Origin of the sequence: Viridibacterium curvum (assembly GCF_039544165.1) — a bacterium.
Lineage (GTDB): Bacteria > Pseudomonadota > Gammaproteobacteria > Burkholderiales > Rhodocyclaceae > Viridibacterium > Viridibacterium curvum.
Genome location: NZ_BAABLD010000008.1, coordinates 514135 through 533206 on the forward strand (window position 1 = coordinate 514135; position 19072 = coordinate 533206).

Below are 19072 nucleotides of genomic sequence, written 5' to 3' on the forward strand. Positions count from 1 at the left end.
GAGACGGCGCCGGGCTGTGTCCGCGCACCGAAGCTGTGCAGTGCGCGAAAGAGCGCTCGCCGATCCCTGGCCGGTGTGGTGTCCTGACCTTCTTGCGCCGTCACAGCGCTGCCTGCAAACTTGATGCACATTCACAGAACAAGCTTGCGCACTGCCCCAGGCAGTATGCGCAGCGTGCCAACGGGAGCCGGATCATGTCTCACGCATCACGTTTCTGCCCGCGCCGCATCGACGGTTTGCAGGCGCACCTCACTCCGCAAGGCCTGCAGCTGCGCAGCGCTTCCCTGCAGCACGACATCCAGCTCGGGCCGGTCGAGTCGCTGCTGTGGGAGCGGCTGGATGGCACGCAGAGCGTCAGCGCGCTGGCCGACCTGCTGTCGGCCGAGCTGGGGCAACGTGTCGCGACGCGCCAGCTGTGGACCGCCATCGACGCACTGGCCGACCAGGGTCTGCTCGTCGAACGCCCTGCACCGCCTGCGGCCGAGCGCGGGGTAAGCCGCCGCAACTGGTTGCGCGAGGGCGTCAACATGCTGGGGGTTGCAGGCCTGGGCGGCTTCGCTGCGTCGGCGCACGCACTGTCGGCAGAATCCGACACCAAGGCCAGCGAGCAGAGCAACAAGATTGCAAACGAACAGCAGGCCAAACTCAGCGCCGAAGAGAGCAGCAAGGTGAAGAGCGCCGAGCAGGACGCCAAAGCCGTTGCGCAAGAACAGAGCAACAAGGTTTCTGTAGAAGAGTCTTCGAAGCTCAAGGCCGCTGAGGAAGCCGCCAAGAGCTCGTCGCAGGAGCAAAGCAACAAGTTGCTCGCCGAGCAGCAGGCCAAACTGTCTCAGGAACAGTCCAGCAAGGCCTCGGGCGAGGAGAGCGCCAAGAGCGCCGAGGTGCAGGCCAAACTGTCAGCCGAGCAGAGCGCAAAGTCCGGTGGCAACGAGGAGCAAACAAACAAGGCCTCCGAGCAGCTCAACAAGTCGGCAGGCGAACAGGTCAGCAAGGGCGCCAGCAGTTCCAGCGGCAGCGTTGTGCCGGAGCCCGCCACCATCTCGCTGTTCGGCGCCGCGCTCGGCGCCGTGGCGCTCATCGAACTGCGTCGTCGCCGCGCCGCCGAGGCTGGCAAAGACGACTGAACAGCTCAGCCTGGCAGGTAGAAGAACTGCGTCAGCGTGATCTTCTCGCCCGCCTGCAGGGCCAGTGATTCGTGCAGGGCCGCTGCGTCCTGCGCGCCCTCGCCTGTCACGCTCAGCCAGCAGGCGAGGCGCCCGGCGCGTGGCGTGACCGACACCGCTGCTGGCTGCGCCTGTGGGAAATGCGTTTCGCCGCCAGGGCCTGCATCGTTGAGATAAAGAATCGCCGTCGCCACCAGGCGCAGGCCGCCCACCCGGTAGTCGTCTGAGTGCAGGGGGTGATGTTCGCCACCGCGATAGCGCCGGTAGCGCAGCGTCTGCCCCATGTGGTTATCCAGCCCCAGCAGGCTTTGCGCGCGCGTGGCCAGGGCGCCGACCAGGGGGTGCGCCGCCACGGGCAGCTCGCAGGACTCGCCCGTGAAGTCCGCCTTGAACTGGCTGCTCTGCGCGCGCAACCAGGCCGCGTCATCGAGCAGCGTGCGCAGCTGCTGCAGTTCATCGCCCGTCACGAAATCGTCCAGCACATACAGCTCGGGTGCATCGCCGAGGCGTTGCCCGCAATCACCGCGCCGCAGCGGGCCGCGTGATGCATGCCAGGGAGCGGGCGCTTCGCGGGGCGCAATGCCCTGCAGGCGCCGCGCCTTGTCGCACAGGTAGTCGAGCATCATGCCCGACACGGGTATCCCGCCATGCTCCTCGGCGTGCGGGTGATAGCAGGGGAAGTTCGCCTCCAGCAGATAGAGCCGGCCGCTGGCGTGGCGCAGGATGTCGACGCCGCCGAACTCCAGCCCCAGCGTCGCTACGGCGTCCACGGCAAGCTCGGCCATGTCGGCGTCGACCGCTGTCGTGAAGTCGTCGGCCGCCACGCTGCCGTAGCTGCGGAAGTCATCCACATCGAGCGGATTGCGATAGGCCACTGCCGCCTGCTGCCCGATGACCACCACGCGCCAGTGCTCGGCCTCGTCGACGTAGGACATGAGCATCGGCACCTTGCCCGTGGTGAGTGCGAAGTCGACCAGCGAGAACAGCGCTGGCAGCGAATCGGCGCGCAGCACACCCTTGCCGCCCGAGAAGCCCGCGAACTTGACGATCAGCGGGAAGCCGCCGAGGCGCTCGGCCCAGTCGCGCAGCAATTCGCGGTCAGCGCTGTGACAGTGGAAGTGACGCGGCACCGGCAGCCCTGCACGCTGGAAGGCCAGCAGCGGATTGCTGCAATGCTGCAGCACCGCCGCATCGTGCGCGTAGAAACTGGCCACACCCGGCGCGTAGAGGAACTGCTCGACACGTTGCGCCGCCAGCGACACGGCGGGGCGGTAGAGCAGCTCGCCCGCGCCCAGCACGCGCTCGGGGCGGTAGTCGAAGGCCGGCGCGTGATACTCGATGAACTCGATGCCGCGCGCAGCGGCCGCCGCCCTCAGCAGTGCCACCGTCTGCTGCGGCACGTTGTCGTTGATGCAGTGAAGGCGCATGGTCGTGTGCAAACCTCGCCTCAGCCGCGCGCCACCGGCCGCGCCGCGCTGCTATCCCGCTCGCTCCACGAGCCCGGGTAGAGCGCCGCACCGGGCAAGCCGGCAACTTCCAGCGCAATCACACTTTCGGTGGCCTGCCCCGCGCGCACGACCAGCCATTCGGCACGCAGCTGATCGGTCGGCTTGATGAGGCGGTTGCGCGCACAGGTGGTGTCGCCGCCAACGGGGACCAGCGTCTCGTTCTCGCCGCGGGGGCGATCTGCAACGCGCGCATCGATGATGCGGACCATGTCGAGGCTGGCCGGTACTGGGGCGGTAATGAGAGTCGTGTAGAACGGCATGCTGCGCGCTCGTTTGGTGTTGGGCGCAGTGTAGCAAGGCGGTTTGGCCAGGCGCCGTGTCGCACAATGAAAACCGACCCGACCTGCAGCAGGTGCCGCTGCAGGTCGGGCCGGGGACTCGCTCAGACTCAGGCGCTGGCGGGCGTGGTGCGCGTCTTCCAGAGCGAGAACAGCACGCCACCCGCGATCAGGCCAAGGGTCACCGACAGACTCAGCGCAGCCGGGATCTTGCCGATGATGCCGACCAGGAAGATCTTCGCGCCGATGAACACGAGGACCAGGGCCAGCGCGTACTTGAGGTAGGTGAAGCGATGGATCATCGCTGCCAGCGCAAAGTACAGGGCACGCAGACCCAGGATGGCGAAGATGTTGCTGGTGTAGACCAGGAAGGGCTCCTGCGTGATGGCGAAGACCGCCGGCACGCTGTCGACCGCAAAGATGAGGTCGACCAACTCGATCATGATCAGCGCCAGCAGCAGCGGCGTGGCAAACCACAGCTGACGGCCCGGCTTGGCGGGATCAGGCTGGCGCACCGCGAACTTCTCACCGTGCAGTTCGTCAGTCACCCGCAGATGCTTGCGCAGGAAACGCAGCACCGGGTTGGTGGCAATGTCGGGCATGTGGTTCGCCGCAGTGAACATGCGCACACCGGTGATGAGCAGGAAGCCACCGAAAACGTAAAGCAGCCAGGAGAAGTTCGCAACCATGGCAGCACCAAGGCCGATCATGATGGCACGCAAGACGATGACGCCCATGATCCCCCAGAACAGCACGCGGTGCTGATAGACGCGCGGCACGGCGAAGTAGGTGAAGATCATCGAGATGACGAAGACGTTGTCGAGCGACAGGCTCTTCTCGACAAAGAATGCGGTGTAGTAGGCCACTCCCGATTCTGGCCCCTGCAGCCACCAGACCCAGGCACCAAACAGCACGGCAACCGCTATGTAGCCAGCCGAGAGCCACAGGCTCTCGGCCACGCCGATCTCGCGCTGATCGCGGTGCAGTACACCCAGGTCAAAGGCAAGCAGTACGCCCACGATGGTGGCGAACGCGAGCCACATCCAGACGGCGTGGCCCAGGAAGTCGGCGTTGAGGAATTCCATGTCAGTACGTTCCAGGTTGGGTTTGCAATCGGATGCCCGTCATCGCGGCGTGTTGCCGCTTGATGGTCTCGGGCGCGGGAGAGGCTGGCGCCTGCCAGGCGCGCAGCATCGCCTGCAGGAAGATGGATTCGCCGCGATGGAAGCGCAGGTCGGCACGGATGATACGCAGGGCCAGCCGCACGATCTCGTTGCGCAGCACTTCGTCGTCAATCTCGGCAAACAGCGCCTTCATGATTGCCGGCGACACCATGCAGCGTTCTGCCGCATCGACGCGGGCCTCGGTCAGCACGTCGCTGCAGAAATCGCGCAGCACCTGCTCGAAAGCCTGTTCGGACAAACCGAAGCGGCTCGTGTCCTGCAAGGCATCGATCAGGCTCATCTCGGCGGCATCCAGCTCACCATCGGCAAGGACGGCGAGCGCCAGAATACGGGCGGCGGCTTGGGGGCTGTTACGACGATACTGTCTCATTGTGGTTTCCTCACTCTTCGTTGTAGGCAACGGTGACTGCGCGGGCTGAGCGCAGGGCAAAGCGGCGACGCGAATCCAGCAGGTGTCTGGTGGCGTCGCCGAACACGCGCTCGTGCCGCCGGCCGGCCAGCTGCATGCGCTCCAGGCGGCGACTGGCCACGCGGCCGGCACGGGCCAGCGCACGGTCGATCAGGGTATAGACGTCGGAGCCTGAGTCCTCAACAACAGCCTCCGGCGCCCCCTCCAGCTGAACGCTGACCAGGCAGCGCTTGTCTACGCCACCACGCGGGCCGTTTTCGTCAGAGAGGTGAATCGTCACGCGGCGGATGCGGCTTGAAAGGCGAGACAGCGCAAACGTGGCACGCCGGCTCGCGTGTTCGCGGATGGCGTCGCTCATCTCCAGGTTGCCGGATTGAATCTCGATCTGCATGGTGTGCTCCTTTCACCGGGTTGTAGAACCTTGTGAAGCCATTGTGGGCATCACCGATGCGCAGGTAAAATCGATTTTTCAGCAAAGAAACTTCGGTTTTCTCGAAGAGTCTGACGATGAACTACAAGCACCTGCATTACTTCTGGAGCGTGGCTCGGGCCGGCAGCATCGCCAAGGCCAGCGAGAAGCTTTTCATCACGCCACAAACTCTCAGCGGGCAGATCAAGCTGCTTGAAGACCAGCTGGGGCATGCGCTCTTCCGCAAATCGGGGCGCAAACTGGAGCTCACCGAAGAGGGGCGCTTCGTGCTCGACTATGCTGAAGACATTTTCTCGCTGGGCGCCGAGCTGGAGAGTGCGCTGCGCAGTGGCGCCGCCCTGCAGCAAGCCATCGAGTTCCGCGTTGGCGTTGCCGATTCGGTGCCCAAGTCTGTCGCGCTGCGCCTGCTGGAACCTGCCATGCAACTGGCCGAGCCGGTGCGCATGGTGTGCCGCGAGTGGAAGCTCGATCGCCTGCTCTCCGAGCTCGCACTGCACCGGCTGGATCTGGTGATTTCAGATGCGCCCATGCCGCCGGGCAGCGGTCTCAAGGCTTTCAATCATCAGTTGGGCCGTTCGACCATCAGCTTCTTTGCAGCACCTGCCATCGCGGCGCAATGCAAGGGGGCGTTCCCCGCTTCGCTGGATGGCGTACCCATGCTGTGCATGGGTGACGACGCAGCGGTATGGGGCGGCTTTCGCAGCTGGCTGGACCGCCACGGCATCCAGCCACGCATCGTGGCCGAGTTCGACGATGGCGCGCTGATGAAGGCTTTTGGCGGCGCGGGGCACGGCGTGTTCATGGGGCCCAGCGTGCTGGCTGAAGAGATCTGCCGCCAGTACGGCGTCACCGTCGTCGGCGAGAGCGAGGAGCTGACCGAATCGTTCTACGCCGTGTCGGTCGAACGACGCATCACGCACCCCTGCGTGGCCGCAATCACCGAGGCGGCACGCACGGCCCTCTTCGCGCCGAAGAAGGCGGCTGCGCGCAAGCGCCGCAGCCGCTGAATCGCGCCGTCATAGCAGGCGACTGGCGATGCTCGTGTAGAGCGGAATGCCGAGCAGGATGTTGAGCGGGAAGGTCAGCCCCAGCGACATGCCGAAGTAGAGCGAGGGGCTGGCCTCGGGAATCGCGTGACGCACCACGGCCGGCACGGCGATGTACGAAGCGCTCGCCGCCAGCACCATTAACAGCGCGGCGTTGCCACTCTCCAGCCCCGCCAGCCAGGCCAGCAGCAGCGCCAGCGATGCGTGCACCAGCGGCCCCAGCACGGCATAGGCGAGCAGGAAGGGCGGCTGCCCGCGCAGCTTGCCCATGTTGCGCGCAGCCAGCAGGCCCATGTCGAGCAGGAAGAACGACAGCATCCCCTTGAACAGGTCACCCGAGAAAGGCTGCATGGCTTGCCGTCCGGACTCGCCCGAGACGAAGCCCACCACCATCGCGCCCAGCAGCAGGAGCTGCGCGCCATCGGTCAGCGATTCGTGCAGCAGCTTGCGCAGCGAGAGATTGCCGGTCGTTGCCTGCCCTCCTGCCCCCAGCGAGCGCACATGGTTGGCGAGGAACACCGCCATGATGATCGCCGGCGACTCCATCAGCGCCATCGCCGCCGCCATGTGGCCGCCGTAAGGCGTGCCTGACGACTCCAGGTGTTGCACGGCGGTGATGAACGTGACCGCGCTCACCGAGCCGTAGGTCGCAGCGATCGCCGCCGCATCGAATCCCGACACGAAGCGCCGCAGCACCATGTACCCCGCAGCAGGTACCACGACCGCCAGCAGCAGCGCGAGCGACAGGCTGATGGCCACCTCGGCCGTCAGCCCCGAGGCCGACAGGGCGAAGCCGCCCTTGAGGCCCAGCGCCATCAACAGGTACAGGGAGAGGAAGCGGGAAATCTGTGCCGGGATCTCCAGGTTGGAGCGGATGGCACCGGCCAGCAGGCCGAATACGAAGAAGAGGATGGCAGGGTCGAGGAGTGGCTTCATGGGCGGGGTTTGTAAAGCGGTGGTACGGGGGGCGCTGCAACCGTTGAGCCGGCCGCGTCGTCCCGGCGCGACAAGCCGGCCTGAGGATCCGGATCAGACGACGCATCACGCTGCGCCGCCGGCGCAACCGGTGTGACGGGGCTTACCGGTGCAACGCCGGTACGGCGCGGTAGCCAACGCAGCGCGTCGGCAAAAGAGCCCACGGGAATCATGGCTGCCTCCTCAAGTACGCGGTCGAAGTACTTCATGCAGTGCAGCATGACGTATCCGTGACACAAGAAAAAGCAGACAATAAAGAACTGTTACTTCCGGAAAACAGAAGTCATGCAAAGCTTCAACTACCGCCATCTTTACTATTTCTGGGTGGCCGCGCGCGAAGGCGGCATGGCGCGCGCCGCTGACCGCCTGGGGGTGGCCGTGCAAACGGTGAGCACCCAGATCCGCGAGCTGGAGCAGAACCTCGGCACTGCCCTGTTCAAACCGGCTGGCCGGGCGCTGGCACTGACCGATGCGGGCCAGATTGCAGCCGCCCGGGCAGACCAGATCTTCCAGCTTGGCGAAGCCTTGCCCGACCTGCTGCGCGACGCGGCCAGCCAGCCCGCGCTACGCCTGGTGGTGGGCATTACGGACGAGCTGCCCAAGCTGGTCGTGCACCGCCTGATGCACAACGTGCTCGCCGAACCGCGCCTGCGCCTGCTGTGCCGGCAAGGCAGCATCGACGATCTGCTGGCCGACCTGGCCCTGCACCGCCTCGACCTGGTGCTCACCGACCGCGCTGTCGCGCCCAACCCCAACCTGCGCATCTACAGCCACCCGCTGGGTGCATCAGAGATTGCCTGGTACGCCTCGGCTGCACATGCCGCGCAAGCCCAGCGCGACTTTCCGCAGTCACTCGCGAAGGTGCCGGTGCTGCTGCCGGCACCGCAGGCCGCGGTGCGCATGCCACTGGACCTTTGGTTCGAACGGGAGGCAGTACAGCCACGCATCGTCGGCGAGTTTGCCGACAGCGCCCTGCTCAAGACCTTCGGCGCCAACGGCATGGGCGTGTTTCCCGCGGCCGAGATCGTCCACGACGAGCTGGTCGCGCGCTACCAGGTGCGCCAGATCGGCCGCTGCCGAGGTGTGAGTGAGCGCTTCTACGCCATCACCGCCGAGAAACGCGTCGCCCACCCGCTGGTGCAGAAGATGCTGGTGAGCTGAATGCTCCCTCAGTCCGCGCCGCTGGCCACAGGCCGCGACGGGTCACTGCACCACTCACTCCACGAACCCGGATACAGCGCCGCTCCCGGCAGGCCCGCGACTTCCAGCGCCAGCAGATTGTGACAAGCCGTCACGCCCGAGCCGCACTGCGCGATGACGTCCTGCGGCGCCTTGTCACCCAGCACGGCCAGCCATTCTGCGCGCAGCAAGGCGGGCGATTTGAAATTTCCGTCGGCCGCGAGGTTGTCCTTGAAGAAGCGGTTGCGTGCGCCGGGAATGTGGCCGCCGACAGGATCCAGCGTCTCGTTCTCGCCACGGAAGCGATCTGCCGCGCGCGCATCGACCACCAGCTTCTGTTGTGTTGCCAGGTTCGCCAGCACCTCGTCGGCGTTGCGCGTCGCCACCCGCGAGGCACCGCGCGTGAAATTGCCCGGCGCCACTGCACGCGCTTCACCCGTTTCCGTCGCGCCCCCCGCCGCCAGCCAGGCCTGCCAGCCGCCATCGAGCACGGCCACCGCCTCGTGCCCCAGCCAGCGCAGCATCCACCACACGCGTGCGGCGAACATGCCGCCCTGTGCGTCGCAGATGACGACTTGCGTGTCACGGCTGATGCCGGCTGCGGCGAAAGTCTGCGCCAGCACCTCGGGGTCGGGCAGCGGGTGGCGACCATTGCGGCCGGTCTTGGCACCCGAGAGATCCGAATCGAGATGCAGGAATCCCGCACCTGGAATGTGCCCAGCAAGGAAGCCGCTACGCCCCGCTTCCGGATTCGTCAGGTCGTGGCGTACATCAAGCACACGCACGGTGGGCAGGCCGATCAGCTGGCTGGCAGTGACGAGGGTAGTGAATGTCATGATGCACGCTCGCGGTAAGATGCCGCGCAGTGTAACAAGTCGTATTCGGGAGACGGGATGACAGCACGTGCGCTGCGCGTGGGGCTGGTGATGTTCGTGGTGGGCGGCCTCGCGGCCAGCCTGCTGCTGATCCTGTCGCCTGCGCTCTACCTCACGCTCACCGACGGGCTGGCCTGGCGTATTGGCCTCAAATCCGTCGCGCAGCACCGACTTGAGAAAACGCTGACCGGCGTGCAGCTGCACATCGACCGGATGCAGAGCGCCCCGGGCGCCGTGTGGTTTGGCGACAGTCACCTGCAGCACTTCCCGCCCGCGCTCCAGGACGGCATCGTCACGAACTTCGCGATTGGTGGTGAGACCGCCATCGACCTCGCAGCGCGCATGCCACGCTACACCTCGATCAGGAACGCACGCGCTGTCGTGCTGCTGTCCGGTCGCAACGACCTGCAGCAGGGCTTGCCTGTGACTGCGATCACGCAGGCTTTCACGCGCATGCTGGGAGAACTGCCGGCGAACCTGCCCGTCACACTGGTGGACGTGCCCCCCGCGCGCGAAGCCGCCGACAAGGTCGCACAACGACGCGCCATCAACGCCCACCTGCAGCAGCTGTGCGCCGCCCGCGCCGCGTGTCGCCATGTGCCGCTGGACCTGCTGGCCGACGCAGAGGGCCAGCTGCAGGCGCAATACGACGCGGGCGATGGCATTCATCTCAACGCAGAGGGCTACCGCGTGCTGAGCGGGCTGATCCATGCACGCTGAGTCCGGCAAGGCGCGCTTCGCCGGCATTGACCTGCTGCGCGGCATCGCCTGCCTGTCGGTGCTGCTGTTCCACTATCTCTCGCGCGGCCCTGCCGGGGGCTGGATGCAGGGCCTTGATGCGCCCCTGCTTGAAGGCGTCGCCCGCTATGGCTATCTCGGCGTGCACCTGTTCTTCATCATCAGCGGCTTCGTGATCCTCTGGTCTATTCAGCCAGAGCCCCCGGCCCGGCCCTTTGGGGCCAGTCCGTTCCACGGCATCCTTCGCACAGGCTGCCGGCTGCGCGGGCGTGGAGCGATGCTCCACGAATTCCCCACTACGCCCCCCGAGGGGGCCAGGGAAGCCTTGGGGCGGCCCGGCGGCTTCCCTGTTGAAGCGACCCCGCGCAGCTTCATCGCCTCACGCGTTGCCCGCCTCTATCCCGCCTTCTGGGTCGCCGTGCCGCTGACGGCATTGGTCGTGTGGTGGGGGCAGGACGCGCGCCTTGCCGTGCCGCTCTCGCATGCCATCGGCAACCTCACGATGTTCGCGCACTGGCTGGGCCTGAAATTCGTAGACGACGCCTACTGGTCGCTGGCCGTCGAGCTGCACTTCTACATCTACGTGTGGCTCGTGCTGCGCTTCAAAGCCCTGCGCTGGCTCGAAGCCCTGCTCGCCGCCTGGCTCCTGGTCAGCGCCATCAACTGGCTGCGCCCCATGTACCCGGTCGAGTTCTGGCTCAACGCCAAATGGGCACCGTTCTTTGCGGCGGGCTGCGTGCTGTTCCGTGTGCGCAGCGAAGGCTGGAGCAGATCACGCAATGCCCTGCTGCTTGCCAGCTGGCTGCTTGCCGTGGCCTATGCCTGGGTCGAGAGCCGGCGTAGCCTCAGCGCCACGCAGCCGTTCAATCCCGTCGTGGTCGCCAGCCTCGTCACGCTGATGTTCGCTGCAATGACTGCCATCACGCAGGGCTGGCTGCGCGTACCCGGCACGCGCTGGATCACGCTCGCCGGCGCGCTCACCTACCCCGTCTACCTGCTGCACGAGAACATCGGCTACGTGCTGCACGCTGCCCTGCGCGGCGCCACCGGCAATGCCTGGCTGGCGCTGCTGCTGGTCGTGGCCAGCGTGCTCACCGCCAGCTGGTGCATCCACCGGGGTGTCGAACGCCCACTCGCGCCGCGCCTCAGGCGTCTGGTGGATGGCAAGTCAGGCAACGGGATGTAGCGCCCGCAGGACAATTGATCCGCTCATCCGTAATCCATATCCAGCTGCTACTTGGCAGTCCGACAGCTACCGAGGCCTATCGGGGCGTCAAGTTTTTCACGGCGGGACCGATAACCATCAGGGCAATGAATGAGCCGGCTCGCGGACAGGCTCCGTGCCGGTCGCTTCTATGCCAGAATCGCCGCGCAACAAGCCGATATTCCATCGGCAACTTGATTGCACTTCATTCACTCCGGGGGTTTCATGCAATTGATTCAGAATCGATCGCGCCTGAATATTCGCGCACTTCTCAACGCAGGGCTCGTCGTCGCCACCGTCGTACTGACCGGGTGTGTCAGCCCGACCTTCTATGTTGATACGGCAACTCGCGAAGTTCCGGTCGCCGAACTCAAAAAGCCGGCACAGCCCAAGGCCGTGCAACTGCTCTTCGACTTCCAGACCAAGGGCGCTCCCAATTCCCGCGCGGTGAGCTTTCTCAAGGACCAGGTCGTCGACCAGGTCAAGGGCAGCGGTCTTTTCGCCACCGTGGATGAAAAACCTGTCCCTGGGGGCGCCGTCCTTAACGTGACGATCAACAACATTCCGGAAGCTGACGCTGCAGCCAAAGGCTTCAAGGTTGGTCTGACTTTTGGTGCGTCGGGCACCAAGGTAACTGACAACTATGTGTGCACGGTTACCTATCTGCCGCCGGATGGTGGCAAGAGCATCGTCAAGGTGTCGCAGCATGCCATTCACACTACGATTGGCGCCACCGAGGTCCCGCAGAACGTGAACAAGGCCGAAAGCGTCGAAGTAGCTGTCCGCACGATGACGCGACAGATCATAGGCACTGCACTGAAAGACCTCTCGCTCGATCCCACTTTCCCCTGAACCACTCCGGTAAATGGCCATGAAAAACATCATCATCAAGCTCTCCACGTCTCTGCTCGTTGCAGCAAGCATCCTGACCACCGGTTGCGCTCAGATCGCGCTTAACCAGCCCAAGGCAAGCATCGACAACACCCAGAAAGCACGCTCGGCCAATCTGGCCCCCGCTGCAGTTGGCAAGTTCGTGGTTGATCCGACCAAGAGCGCCGATCTGGATACCAGCATCAGCCTGCGCGGCAGCAACAAGGCAATCTCGCCGGTAAACGGTTCGTTCGCGCAGTATCTGCAAGCGACGCTGACTGAGGAACTCAAGACCGCCGGTCTGCTTGACCCGAACTCGGGTGCAGTGATCAGCGGCTTCCTGACGCAAAGCAGCGTGGAAAGCTTCGGTACCGGCAAAGGTGTTCTCGGAGCGCGATTCGTTGTAACGCGCGGCGGCGCCACCCGCTTCGACAAGGAGCTGGTCGCAACCTCGACCTGGGAAACCTCGTTCGTTGCCGGCATCGCAGTGCCCGCAGCGGCCAACGAGTACGAAGGTCTTTACCGGAAGTTGATCGGCATCCTTCTCGATGACGCTGACTTCAAGAAGGCGCTGGCACGCTGAGCCTCACTTCGCATCGACAACAAGGGGCCGCAATCGGCCCCTTTTTTTGCGGGCCAGGATGGCGAATTGAGATGCATGGCCCACATGCTTGGTTACGGGCGGCATGCCATCTGCTCAGGGCAACAGTAATGCCTGGCTGCACCTCACCTCAGAGGTCTGGCGTCGTACCACGCAGCAAGGCTGGCTGTTGCCTGAAGCTGCGACGCACACGCGCCAGCAAGCGCAGCCACGCGGGCGGCGGCGGCGCGATCAGGCGCCAGCCTGCGCCCCGTGCGCCCGCCTCGATGCGCAACCAGCCCGATGCCGGCAGCAGCAGGCACTCGCCGCTGCACAAGCGGGTCGGTGGCAGCGCATCGCCGATGCGCTGCCAGTGCAGGTGGCCGCTCTCGCACAGCAGGCGCGTGCCGCCCGCCACCCAGGTCAGGGCAGCAGAACGGCTGGCCAGTCGTGCAGCGGGGGCCAGGGCGGCGGCGGGCAGATCGGTCGGCAACATGGTGGGGCTCCTTCGTGGTGTTCAGCGACAGCCACACCTTACGCACCGCCCCCACGCCGCAACAGGCACACGCGCCCGCTTTGTATTGCATATCAGGCCATGCCGACCCATGCTGTTATGGTCGAATCAGCGTGCAGCTGTATCTGTTCTGCCGCTCCGCCTACGCCGATGATCATGCCGATGGACACCGCAACAGCCCCCGCCCTGCTCTACGAACAGATCGCCCAGCACTACCTCGGCGCCATCCGCAGCGGCGCCCTGCAGCCCGGCGCGCGCATGCCTTCGGTGCGCACCCTCACGCAGCTGCACAGCGTGAGCCTGTCCACCGCGCTGCAGGCCTGCCGCTGGCTTGAAGATCAGGGCTGGCTGGAAGCGCGGCCGCGCGCCGGCTACTACGTGCGCCGCCCGCAGCGCATGGCCCTGCCGCCCAGCAGCGAACCGCCCGCACGCATCGACGCCACGCAATACCTCGGCATCCACGAACGCGTCTCCGACTTCATCGCGCGCTGCGAGCTGCACCCCGTGCGCGTCAACTTCGCCAACGCCTACGGCTCGCCCGATGCCTACCCCGCCGCCGCCCTGACGCGCGCTGCCACCCACGTGCTGCGCCAGCACCCCGACCTGCTCGTGACGCCCGTGCCGCCGCACGGCGACGCCGGCTTCCGCAGCGTGCTGGCGCGCCGCGCACTCGACGCCGGCATGCGCCTCACGCCTGACGACATCGTCGTCACGCACGGCTGCACCGAAGCCATGAACCTCGCCCTGCGCGCCGTCACCCAGCCCGGCGACATGGTCGCCGTCGAATCACCTACCTTCTTCGGCCTGCTGCAGATTCTGCAGAGCCTGGGCCTGCGCAGCATCGAGATTCCAACCAGCCCGCAGACCGGCATCTCGGTCGAAGCACTGAGCCTCGCCCTGCAGACGCAACCCGACATCCGCGCCGTGGTCGTCGTGCCGCACTTCCAGAACCCGCTCGGCAGCGTCATGCCCGATGCCAACAAGGCCGCGCTCGCCGCACTCTGCGCGCAGCACGACGTCGCCCTCATCGAAGACGACACCTACGCCGCGCTGGGTGACGATGCCACGCCGCTGCGCGCGCTCAAATCCTGGGACGACCATGGCGCCATCATCCACTGCGCCTCGCTGCACAAGATCCTCGCCCCCGGCATGCGCCTGGGCTGGATCAGCGGCGGCCGCTGGCACGCACGCATCCGCATGCTCAAGTACGCGCAGAGCCGCCCCAACGACACCCTCGCGCAACGCTCGGTGGCCGACTACCTCGGCAGCGCCGCCTACGACCGCCACCTCGCGCGATTGCGCCGCCTCCTGCGCACCCGTCGCGAACAGGTCGCCGAAGCCATCGCCACCCACTTCCCGGCCGGCACACGCCTCACCGTGCCCCACGGCGGCATGCTGCTGTGGCTGCAACTGCCGCCCCTGCGCCGCAACGCCACCGTCTTCGAGACCGCCCTGCGCGAAGGCGTCCGCATCGCCCCCGGCCACATCTTCTCCAACTCCGAGCGCTACAACGACTACATCCGCCTCAACAGCAGCATCCCCTTCGACACCCAGGCCGTGAGCGCCCTGCAGCGCCTCGCCGAAATCGTGCGCAGCCAGCTGGCCTGAACGCACCGAATCGAACGCCCAACATGCCCTGAAGGGCAGTGCGCATTCTTTGCGACTGATTTCGCAAGCCAACTCCGACTAGATATGACAAAAGGAAAGCGCCCGACAGATTTCTCTGTCGGGCGCTTTGGATACTTTCCCGGTCTTGCGACCGGAAATTATTGTAGCAACGGCTCTCACCCCGGATAGCAACAATGAGCCGATTATGAGGGAGACATGCATGCAAGGCAACAAGCCCGAAGAGGCGCTGACATTTGGCTTTGATATTGGTATCGCTTCAGTCGGCTGGGCGGTGCTGAGTTCGACACGAATCGTCGATCTGGGCGTGCGCTGTTTTGATAAGGCCGAAACCGCCAAGGAAGGGGAGCCTCTCAACCTCGCACGTCGCACTGCCCGCCTCATGCGACGTCGCCTGCGCCGCCGCGCCTGGCGCTTGACCAAGCTGGCGCGTTTGCTGAAACGCCAAGGACTGATCGCCGACACGAAGTTTTTCACGCGCCATCAACCGGAACTGAAGTCCGCGTGGGCTTTGCGCGTAGAAGGATTGGATCGCCGCCTCTCCGCTGATGAATGGGCACGAGTCATCTACCACCTGTGCAAGCATCGCGGCTTCCACTGGATCAGCCGCGCCGAAGAAAAACAGGCCGAAGGCGATGCCAAGGGTGAAGGTGGCAAGGTCAAGCAGGGTCTGGCGGCCACCAAGAAGCTGATGCAGGAGAAGGGCTACCGCACAGCCGCTGAAATGGTGCTGGCTGAATTCCCCGAAGCGCAGCGCAACAAGCGCGGCGATTACGGCAAGGCCTTGTCGCGCATCGAACTCGGCAAAGAGTTGGCCTTGTTGTTCGCGCAGCAGCGCAGCTTCGACAATCCATACGCCAGCGCAGAACTTGAATTGGCCATCCTCGGCACAGGCGACCGCAAGAGCGGTCTGTTCTGGCAACAGAAGCCTCCACTCGCAGGAGCCGACCTGCTCAAAATGCTGGGCAAATGCACCTTCGAGAAAGCCGAATATCGCGCGCCCAAGGCCAGCTTCACCGCCGAGCGCCACGTTTGGCTGACGCGTCTGAACAACACGCGCATCGTGGTCGATGGCATCACGCGCGGGCTTAACGAAGCTGAGCGGCAAATCGCCCTGCCCTTGCCTTACCTGCAAGCCAGCGACCTCACCTACAAGCAATTGCGCGCAGCCCTGGTCAAAGCTGGTTTGCCGGAAACATTCCGCTTCACCGGACTGGCCTACCCCAGCGAGAAGCAGGCAATGGAGGCCAAGGCCAAAGATCCGGAAACCGGAACACTGACCAAATTGCCTGCTTTCCAGACCCTGCGCAAACTGCTCAAGGACAAAGGTCTTGAGACTGAGTGGCAAGGCATGGCGGGTGCCGCGCAAGCGGGCAATCCCGAACTGCTCGACCAGATTGCCTGGGTATTGAGCGTCTTCAAAGACGATGAAGAAGTCAGCAGCGAGTTGGGCAAACTTGCGCTGCCCGGCGGCGAGAAAATGATCGACGCCCTGCTCGACATTCGCTTCGACAAATTCCACGCCCTCTCGCTCAAGGCGCTGCGCGCCATCGTGCCGCAAATGGAAAGTGGCCTGCGTTACGACGAAGCCTGCGTGCGCGCTGGCTATCATCACAGCCAGCTCTTCAAGGTTGGTGAAGGCGAAAGCAAATACCTGCCGCCTTTCTACTCGGGCCGCGACAAGGATGGCCGTATGGTGTTTGACGAAAACATGGACATCCCGCGCAACCCGGTCGTGCTGCGTTCGCTCAATCAGGCACGCAAAGTCATGAATGCACTGATCCGCAAATATGGCTCGCCGGATTCCGTGCGCATTGAAATGGCGCGTGACTTGTCGCGCCCGATGGATGAGCGCAGCAAGGTCAGGAAGCTGCAAGACGAGTTCCGCGAACGCAACGAAAAGGACAAAGCCGCGTTTGCCGCCGAGTTCGATATCAACCCGAAGAGCCGGGAATTCGAGCGATATCAGCTCTATCGCGAGCAGCAGGGCAAATGCGCGTATTCACTCAAACCCCTCGACCTCCATCGCGTGCTGCATGATCAGGGCTATGCCGAGGTCGACCACGCGCTGCCCTACTCGCGCAGCTTTGACGACAGCAAGAACAACAAGGTGCTGGTGCTTGTTGAAGAAAACCGTAACAAGGGCAACCAGACGCCTTACGAGTATCTGGATGGCACCAGCAATAGCGAGCGCTGGCGGCTCTTCGTCGCGGCGGTCGAAGGTAACAAGCTCTATCGGCTCGCCAAACGCTCTCGCCTGCTGCGCAAGGACTTTGGCGACAAAGAGGCCGAAGGATTCCGCGACCGCAACCTCAACGACACGCGCTACATCTGCCGCTTCTTCAAGAACTACGTCGAGCGTTACCTGAAGCTTGCGGACGACAGCGACAACAAGCGTGTGGTCGTTGTCAGCGGCCAGCTCACGTCTTTCCTGCGCGCACGCTGGGGCCTCCACAAAGTGCGCAGCGACAGCGATCGTCACCACGCGCTGGATGCTGCCGTGGTCGCGGCCTGCACGCACGGCATGGTCAAGCGTCTGTCCGATTACTCACGCCGCAAGGTGCTGGAGAAAGTGCGCGAAGGATTCGTCGACATCGAGACGGGCGAAATCGTGAACCCGGCCATGCTTGGCCAGCTCGAAGCACACTTCCCTGACCCGTGGCCGCACTTCCGCCATGAACTGAATACGCGCTTGTTCAACGACAACGTCGAGCAAGCGCGCGAAGACCTCGCAAAACTCGGCACCTACCCTGAAGAAGCGCTACAAAAACTCAGGCCCTTGTTCGTATCCCGTGCGCCGCAGCGGCGCAACGGAGGTGCCGCACATAAGGACACGATCTACGGTCAGCGCGAAAGCTTGAAAGCACAGGGCGGCGTGACGCAGAAAGTGCCTCTGTCCAGCTTGAGCCTTGCCGATTTTGGCGAGCCCGGCAACGACAAGAAGCCTTGCAAACTCATCGACCCGCATCGAAACGAGAAACTTTATGCCGCTATCCGCGAGAGACTAGAAGCGCACGGTGGCAAAGGCGACAAAGCCTTCCCGCCCAATAACCCGCTGCGCAAGCCGGATCGCGACGGTAATCCGACCGGGCCGGTGGTGCGCACGGTCACGATAGTGATCGACAAACTCTCCGGCATCCCTGTACGTGGCGGCATAGCCAAGAACGACAGCATGCTGCGCGTGGACGTGTTCAGCAAGGCAGGCAAGTTCCATCTGGTGCCTGTGTATGTGCATCACAGCGTGGCCAAGGAGTTGCCGAACCGGGCGATTGTGGCGTTCAAGGATGAGGAGGAATGGACGCTGATTGACGATAGTTTTGTATTCTGTTTCTCGCTCTATCCCAACGACTTCGTTCGCATTCAACAAAAGGGTAAAGAGCAGATCGTTGGCTACTACGCAGGATGTGATCGAAGTGACGCATCTGTTGCAGTGTGGTGCCACGATAGAAACACATCGGTCGGGACCGATGGTTTGATTCGTAAGATTGGCGTCAAGACTGCACTTTCTGTCGAGAAGTGCAATGTCGACGTCCTCGGCAATATCTACCCAGCGCCAAAGGAAGCGCGTCGTGGTCTGGCGTAGCGTTGTCATCTCGCGGCCCTCGAAGCTGAGGCGCGAACATTTCTCGCTGGTCATCGAGCAGGATGAGTCTGCGCGCGTGCCGTTCGAGGACATCGCGGTGATCGTTCTCAATCACCGCGAAATCACGCTCACCCATCCAGTGCTGTCGGCCTGCGGTGAATACGGCATCGGACTTTTTGCCACCGGAGACAATCATCAGCCCAGCGGCGTATTCCTGCCGTTCCTGCAACATAGTCGCGCCACGCGCATGCAACGCCTGCAACTGGACATCGACAAGCCCAGCGCCAAGCGCGCCTGGGCCGAGATCGTGAAGGTGAAGATCGCCAATCAGGCGGCCTGTATGGTTCTAGCCAAGCGTGGCGATGCGGGGCGCCTGGAGTCCTACTCGCGGCGCGTGCGTTCAGGCGATACGGAAAACATGGAGGCGCAGGCCAGCGCCTATTACTTCCCGCAGCTTTTCGGCACCGGCTTCCACCGCGCGCAGGAGCGCTGGAGCAATGCCGCGCTGGACTATGGCTACGCCGTGCTGCGCGGTGCGATTGCGCGTGGCTTGGTGGCGCACGGCTTCCTGCCCAGCATCGGCCTGTTTCATCGCAGCGAGCAGAACGCCTTCAACCTTGCCGACGATGTCATCGAACCTTTCCGCCCGCTGGTGGATTTGCATGTGGTCAAGCAAGCCAATGCCGAGATCGATGCCGAGCGCGAGTTGTCACCCGCCGACAAGGTAGCGCTGGTGGGTTTGCTGAACGTCGATATGGGTATGCCACGCGGCACGATGAGCGTGCTGTCCTCCATCGAGCAGATGATTGAATCGCTGGTTCGCGTGTATGAGGGTGGCAGCGAAACCCTGCTGGAGCTGCCGCGCCTGATCGGACTTAGGCAGCACGTCGTCGAGGGATAGCGGGAGCCA

General features: G+C 64.3%; 19 protein-coding genes. 10 read left to right on the forward strand and 9 right to left on the reverse strand.

All coding sequences use genetic code 11. The features are described from left to right. Window positions 1–194: 194 nt before the first annotated feature. Entirely contained in the window at window positions 195–1124 is a 930-nt protein-coding gene (locus tag ABEA02_RS10155) for a PEP-CTERM sorting domain-containing protein (RefSeq protein ID WP_345532817.1), read from the forward strand. A 5-nt stretch (window positions 1125–1129) separates the two neighbouring features. Here the strand turns inward: ABEA02_RS10155 and ABEA02_RS10160 are convergent, their stop codons facing one another. From ABEA02_RS10160 to ABEA02_RS10180, 5 genes are all read right to left on the reverse strand, one after another. Then, complete coding sequence (locus ABEA02_RS10160) at window positions 1130–2590, reverse strand: 2OG-Fe(II) oxygenase (protein WP_345532818.1); 1461 nt, start codon at window positions 2588–2590, stop codon at window positions 1130–1132. A gap of 20 nt (window positions 2591–2610) precedes the next feature. Then, window positions 2611–2931 carry a hypothetical protein gene (locus tag ABEA02_RS10165; protein ID WP_345532819.1) on the reverse strand — a complete coding sequence of 107 codons (321 nt, stop codon included), beginning with the start codon at window positions 2929–2931 and terminating at the stop codon, window positions 2611–2613. A 128-nt stretch (window positions 2932–3059) separates the two neighbouring features. After that, window positions 3060–4034: a TerC family protein gene (locus ABEA02_RS10170; protein ID WP_345532820.1), complete on the reverse strand. Its 975-nt coding sequence runs from the start codon at window positions 4032–4034 to the stop codon at window positions 3060–3062. A 1-nt stretch (window position 4035) separates the two neighbouring features. Next, window positions 4036–4503, reverse strand: coding sequence for a tellurite resistance TerB family protein (locus ABEA02_RS10175; protein WP_345532821.1), 468 nt, complete (start codon window positions 4501–4503; stop codon window positions 4036–4038). Window positions 4504–4513: 10 nt separating this feature from the next. Next, complete coding sequence (locus tag ABEA02_RS10180) at window positions 4514–4933, reverse strand: HPF/RaiA family ribosome-associated protein (protein ID WP_345532822.1); 420 nt, start codon at window positions 4931–4933, stop codon at window positions 4514–4516. Between the two features lie 116 nt (window positions 4934–5049). On the opposite strand from ABEA02_RS10180, the gene nhaR reads away from it, so the two are divergent. Further along, complete coding sequence (gene nhaR, locus ABEA02_RS10185) at window positions 5050–5979, forward strand: transcriptional activator NhaR (protein WP_345532823.1); 930 nt, start codon at window positions 5050–5052, stop codon at window positions 5977–5979. A 9-nt stretch (window positions 5980–5988) separates the two neighbouring features. Here nhaR and ABEA02_RS10190 read toward each other — a convergent pair whose 3' ends face one another. After that, complete coding sequence (locus ABEA02_RS10190; protein ID WP_345532824.1) at window positions 5989–6954, reverse strand: sodium-dependent bicarbonate transport family permease; 966 nt, start codon at window positions 6952–6954, stop codon at window positions 5989–5991. Continuing rightward, window positions 6951–7214 (reverse strand): hypothetical protein, encoded by a 264-nt coding sequence (locus ABEA02_RS10195; RefSeq protein WP_345532825.1) that lies wholly within the window; start codon window positions 7212–7214, stop codon window positions 6951–6953. The genes ABEA02_RS10190 and ABEA02_RS10195 overlap by 4 nt, the downstream gene beginning before the upstream one ends. A 64-nt stretch (window positions 7215–7278) precedes the next feature. On the opposite strand from ABEA02_RS10195, the gene ABEA02_RS10200 reads away from it, so the two are divergent. Next, window positions 7279–8154 (forward strand): LysR family transcriptional regulator, encoded by an 876-nt coding sequence (locus tag ABEA02_RS10200; protein WP_345532827.1) that lies wholly within the window; start codon window positions 7279–7281, stop codon window positions 8152–8154. 8 nt (window positions 8155–8162) lie between these two features. On the opposite strand, the gene ABEA02_RS10205 is transcribed toward ABEA02_RS10200, so the two are convergent. Continuing rightward, complete coding sequence (locus tag ABEA02_RS10205) at window positions 8163–9008, reverse strand: sulfurtransferase (RefSeq protein ID WP_345532828.1); 846 nt, start codon at window positions 9006–9008, stop codon at window positions 8163–8165. A 57-nt stretch (window positions 9009–9065) separates the two neighbouring features. Here ABEA02_RS10205 and ABEA02_RS10210 point away from each other — a divergent pair, with 57 nt between their 5' ends. From ABEA02_RS10210 to ABEA02_RS10225, 4 genes are all read left to right on the forward strand, one after another. Further along, on the forward strand, window positions 9066–9767 hold the full coding sequence (locus tag ABEA02_RS10210) for an SGNH/GDSL hydrolase family protein (RefSeq protein ID WP_345532829.1): 702 nt from the start codon (window positions 9066–9068) through the stop codon (window positions 9765–9767). Continuing rightward, the gene (locus ABEA02_RS10215) at window positions 9757–10971 is read left to right on the forward strand and encodes an acyltransferase family protein (protein WP_345532830.1); all 1215 of its coding nucleotides are present in this window, start codon (window positions 9757–9759) and stop codon (window positions 10969–10971) included. The genes ABEA02_RS10210 and ABEA02_RS10215 overlap by 11 nt, the downstream gene beginning before the upstream one ends. Window positions 10972–11187: 216 nt before the next feature. Beyond that, on the forward strand, window positions 11188–11841 hold the full coding sequence (locus tag ABEA02_RS10220; protein WP_345532831.1) for a hypothetical protein: 654 nt from the start codon (window positions 11188–11190) through the stop codon (window positions 11839–11841). A 19-nt stretch (window positions 11842–11860) separates the two neighbouring features. Next, on the forward strand, window positions 11861–12442 hold the full coding sequence (locus ABEA02_RS10225) for a hypothetical protein (protein ID WP_345532832.1): 582 nt from the start codon (window positions 11861–11863) through the stop codon (window positions 12440–12442). 148 nt (window positions 12443–12590) lie between these two features. Here the strand turns inward: ABEA02_RS10225 and ABEA02_RS10230 are convergent, their stop codons facing one another. Further along, entirely contained in the window at window positions 12591–12935 is a 345-nt protein-coding gene (locus ABEA02_RS10230) for a hypothetical protein (protein WP_345532833.1), read from the reverse strand. A 174-nt stretch (window positions 12936–13109) separates the two neighbouring features. On the opposite strand from ABEA02_RS10230, the gene ABEA02_RS10235 reads away from it, so the two are divergent. The 3 genes from ABEA02_RS10235 to cas1 all read left to right on the forward strand — a co-directional run bounded on the left by ABEA02_RS10235 (window position 13110) and on the right by cas1 (window position 19063). Continuing rightward, a complete protein-coding gene (locus ABEA02_RS10235) occupies window positions 13110–14561 on the forward strand; it encodes an aminotransferase-like domain-containing protein (protein WP_345532834.1) in 1452 nt (483 codons plus the stop codon). A gap of 220 nt (window positions 14562–14781) precedes the next feature. Further along, a complete protein-coding gene (cas9, locus tag ABEA02_RS10240) occupies window positions 14782–18162 on the forward strand; it encodes a type II CRISPR RNA-guided endonuclease Cas9 (protein ID WP_345532835.1) in 3381 nt (1126 codons plus the stop codon). Further along, the gene (cas1, locus tag ABEA02_RS10245; RefSeq protein ID WP_345532836.1) at window positions 18149–19063 is read left to right on the forward strand and encodes a type II CRISPR-associated endonuclease Cas1; all 915 of its coding nucleotides are present in this window, start codon (window positions 18149–18151) and stop codon (window positions 19061–19063) included. Before cas9 ends, cas1 begins: the two co-directional genes overlap by 14 nt. Window positions 19064–19072: the final 9 nt, after the last annotated feature.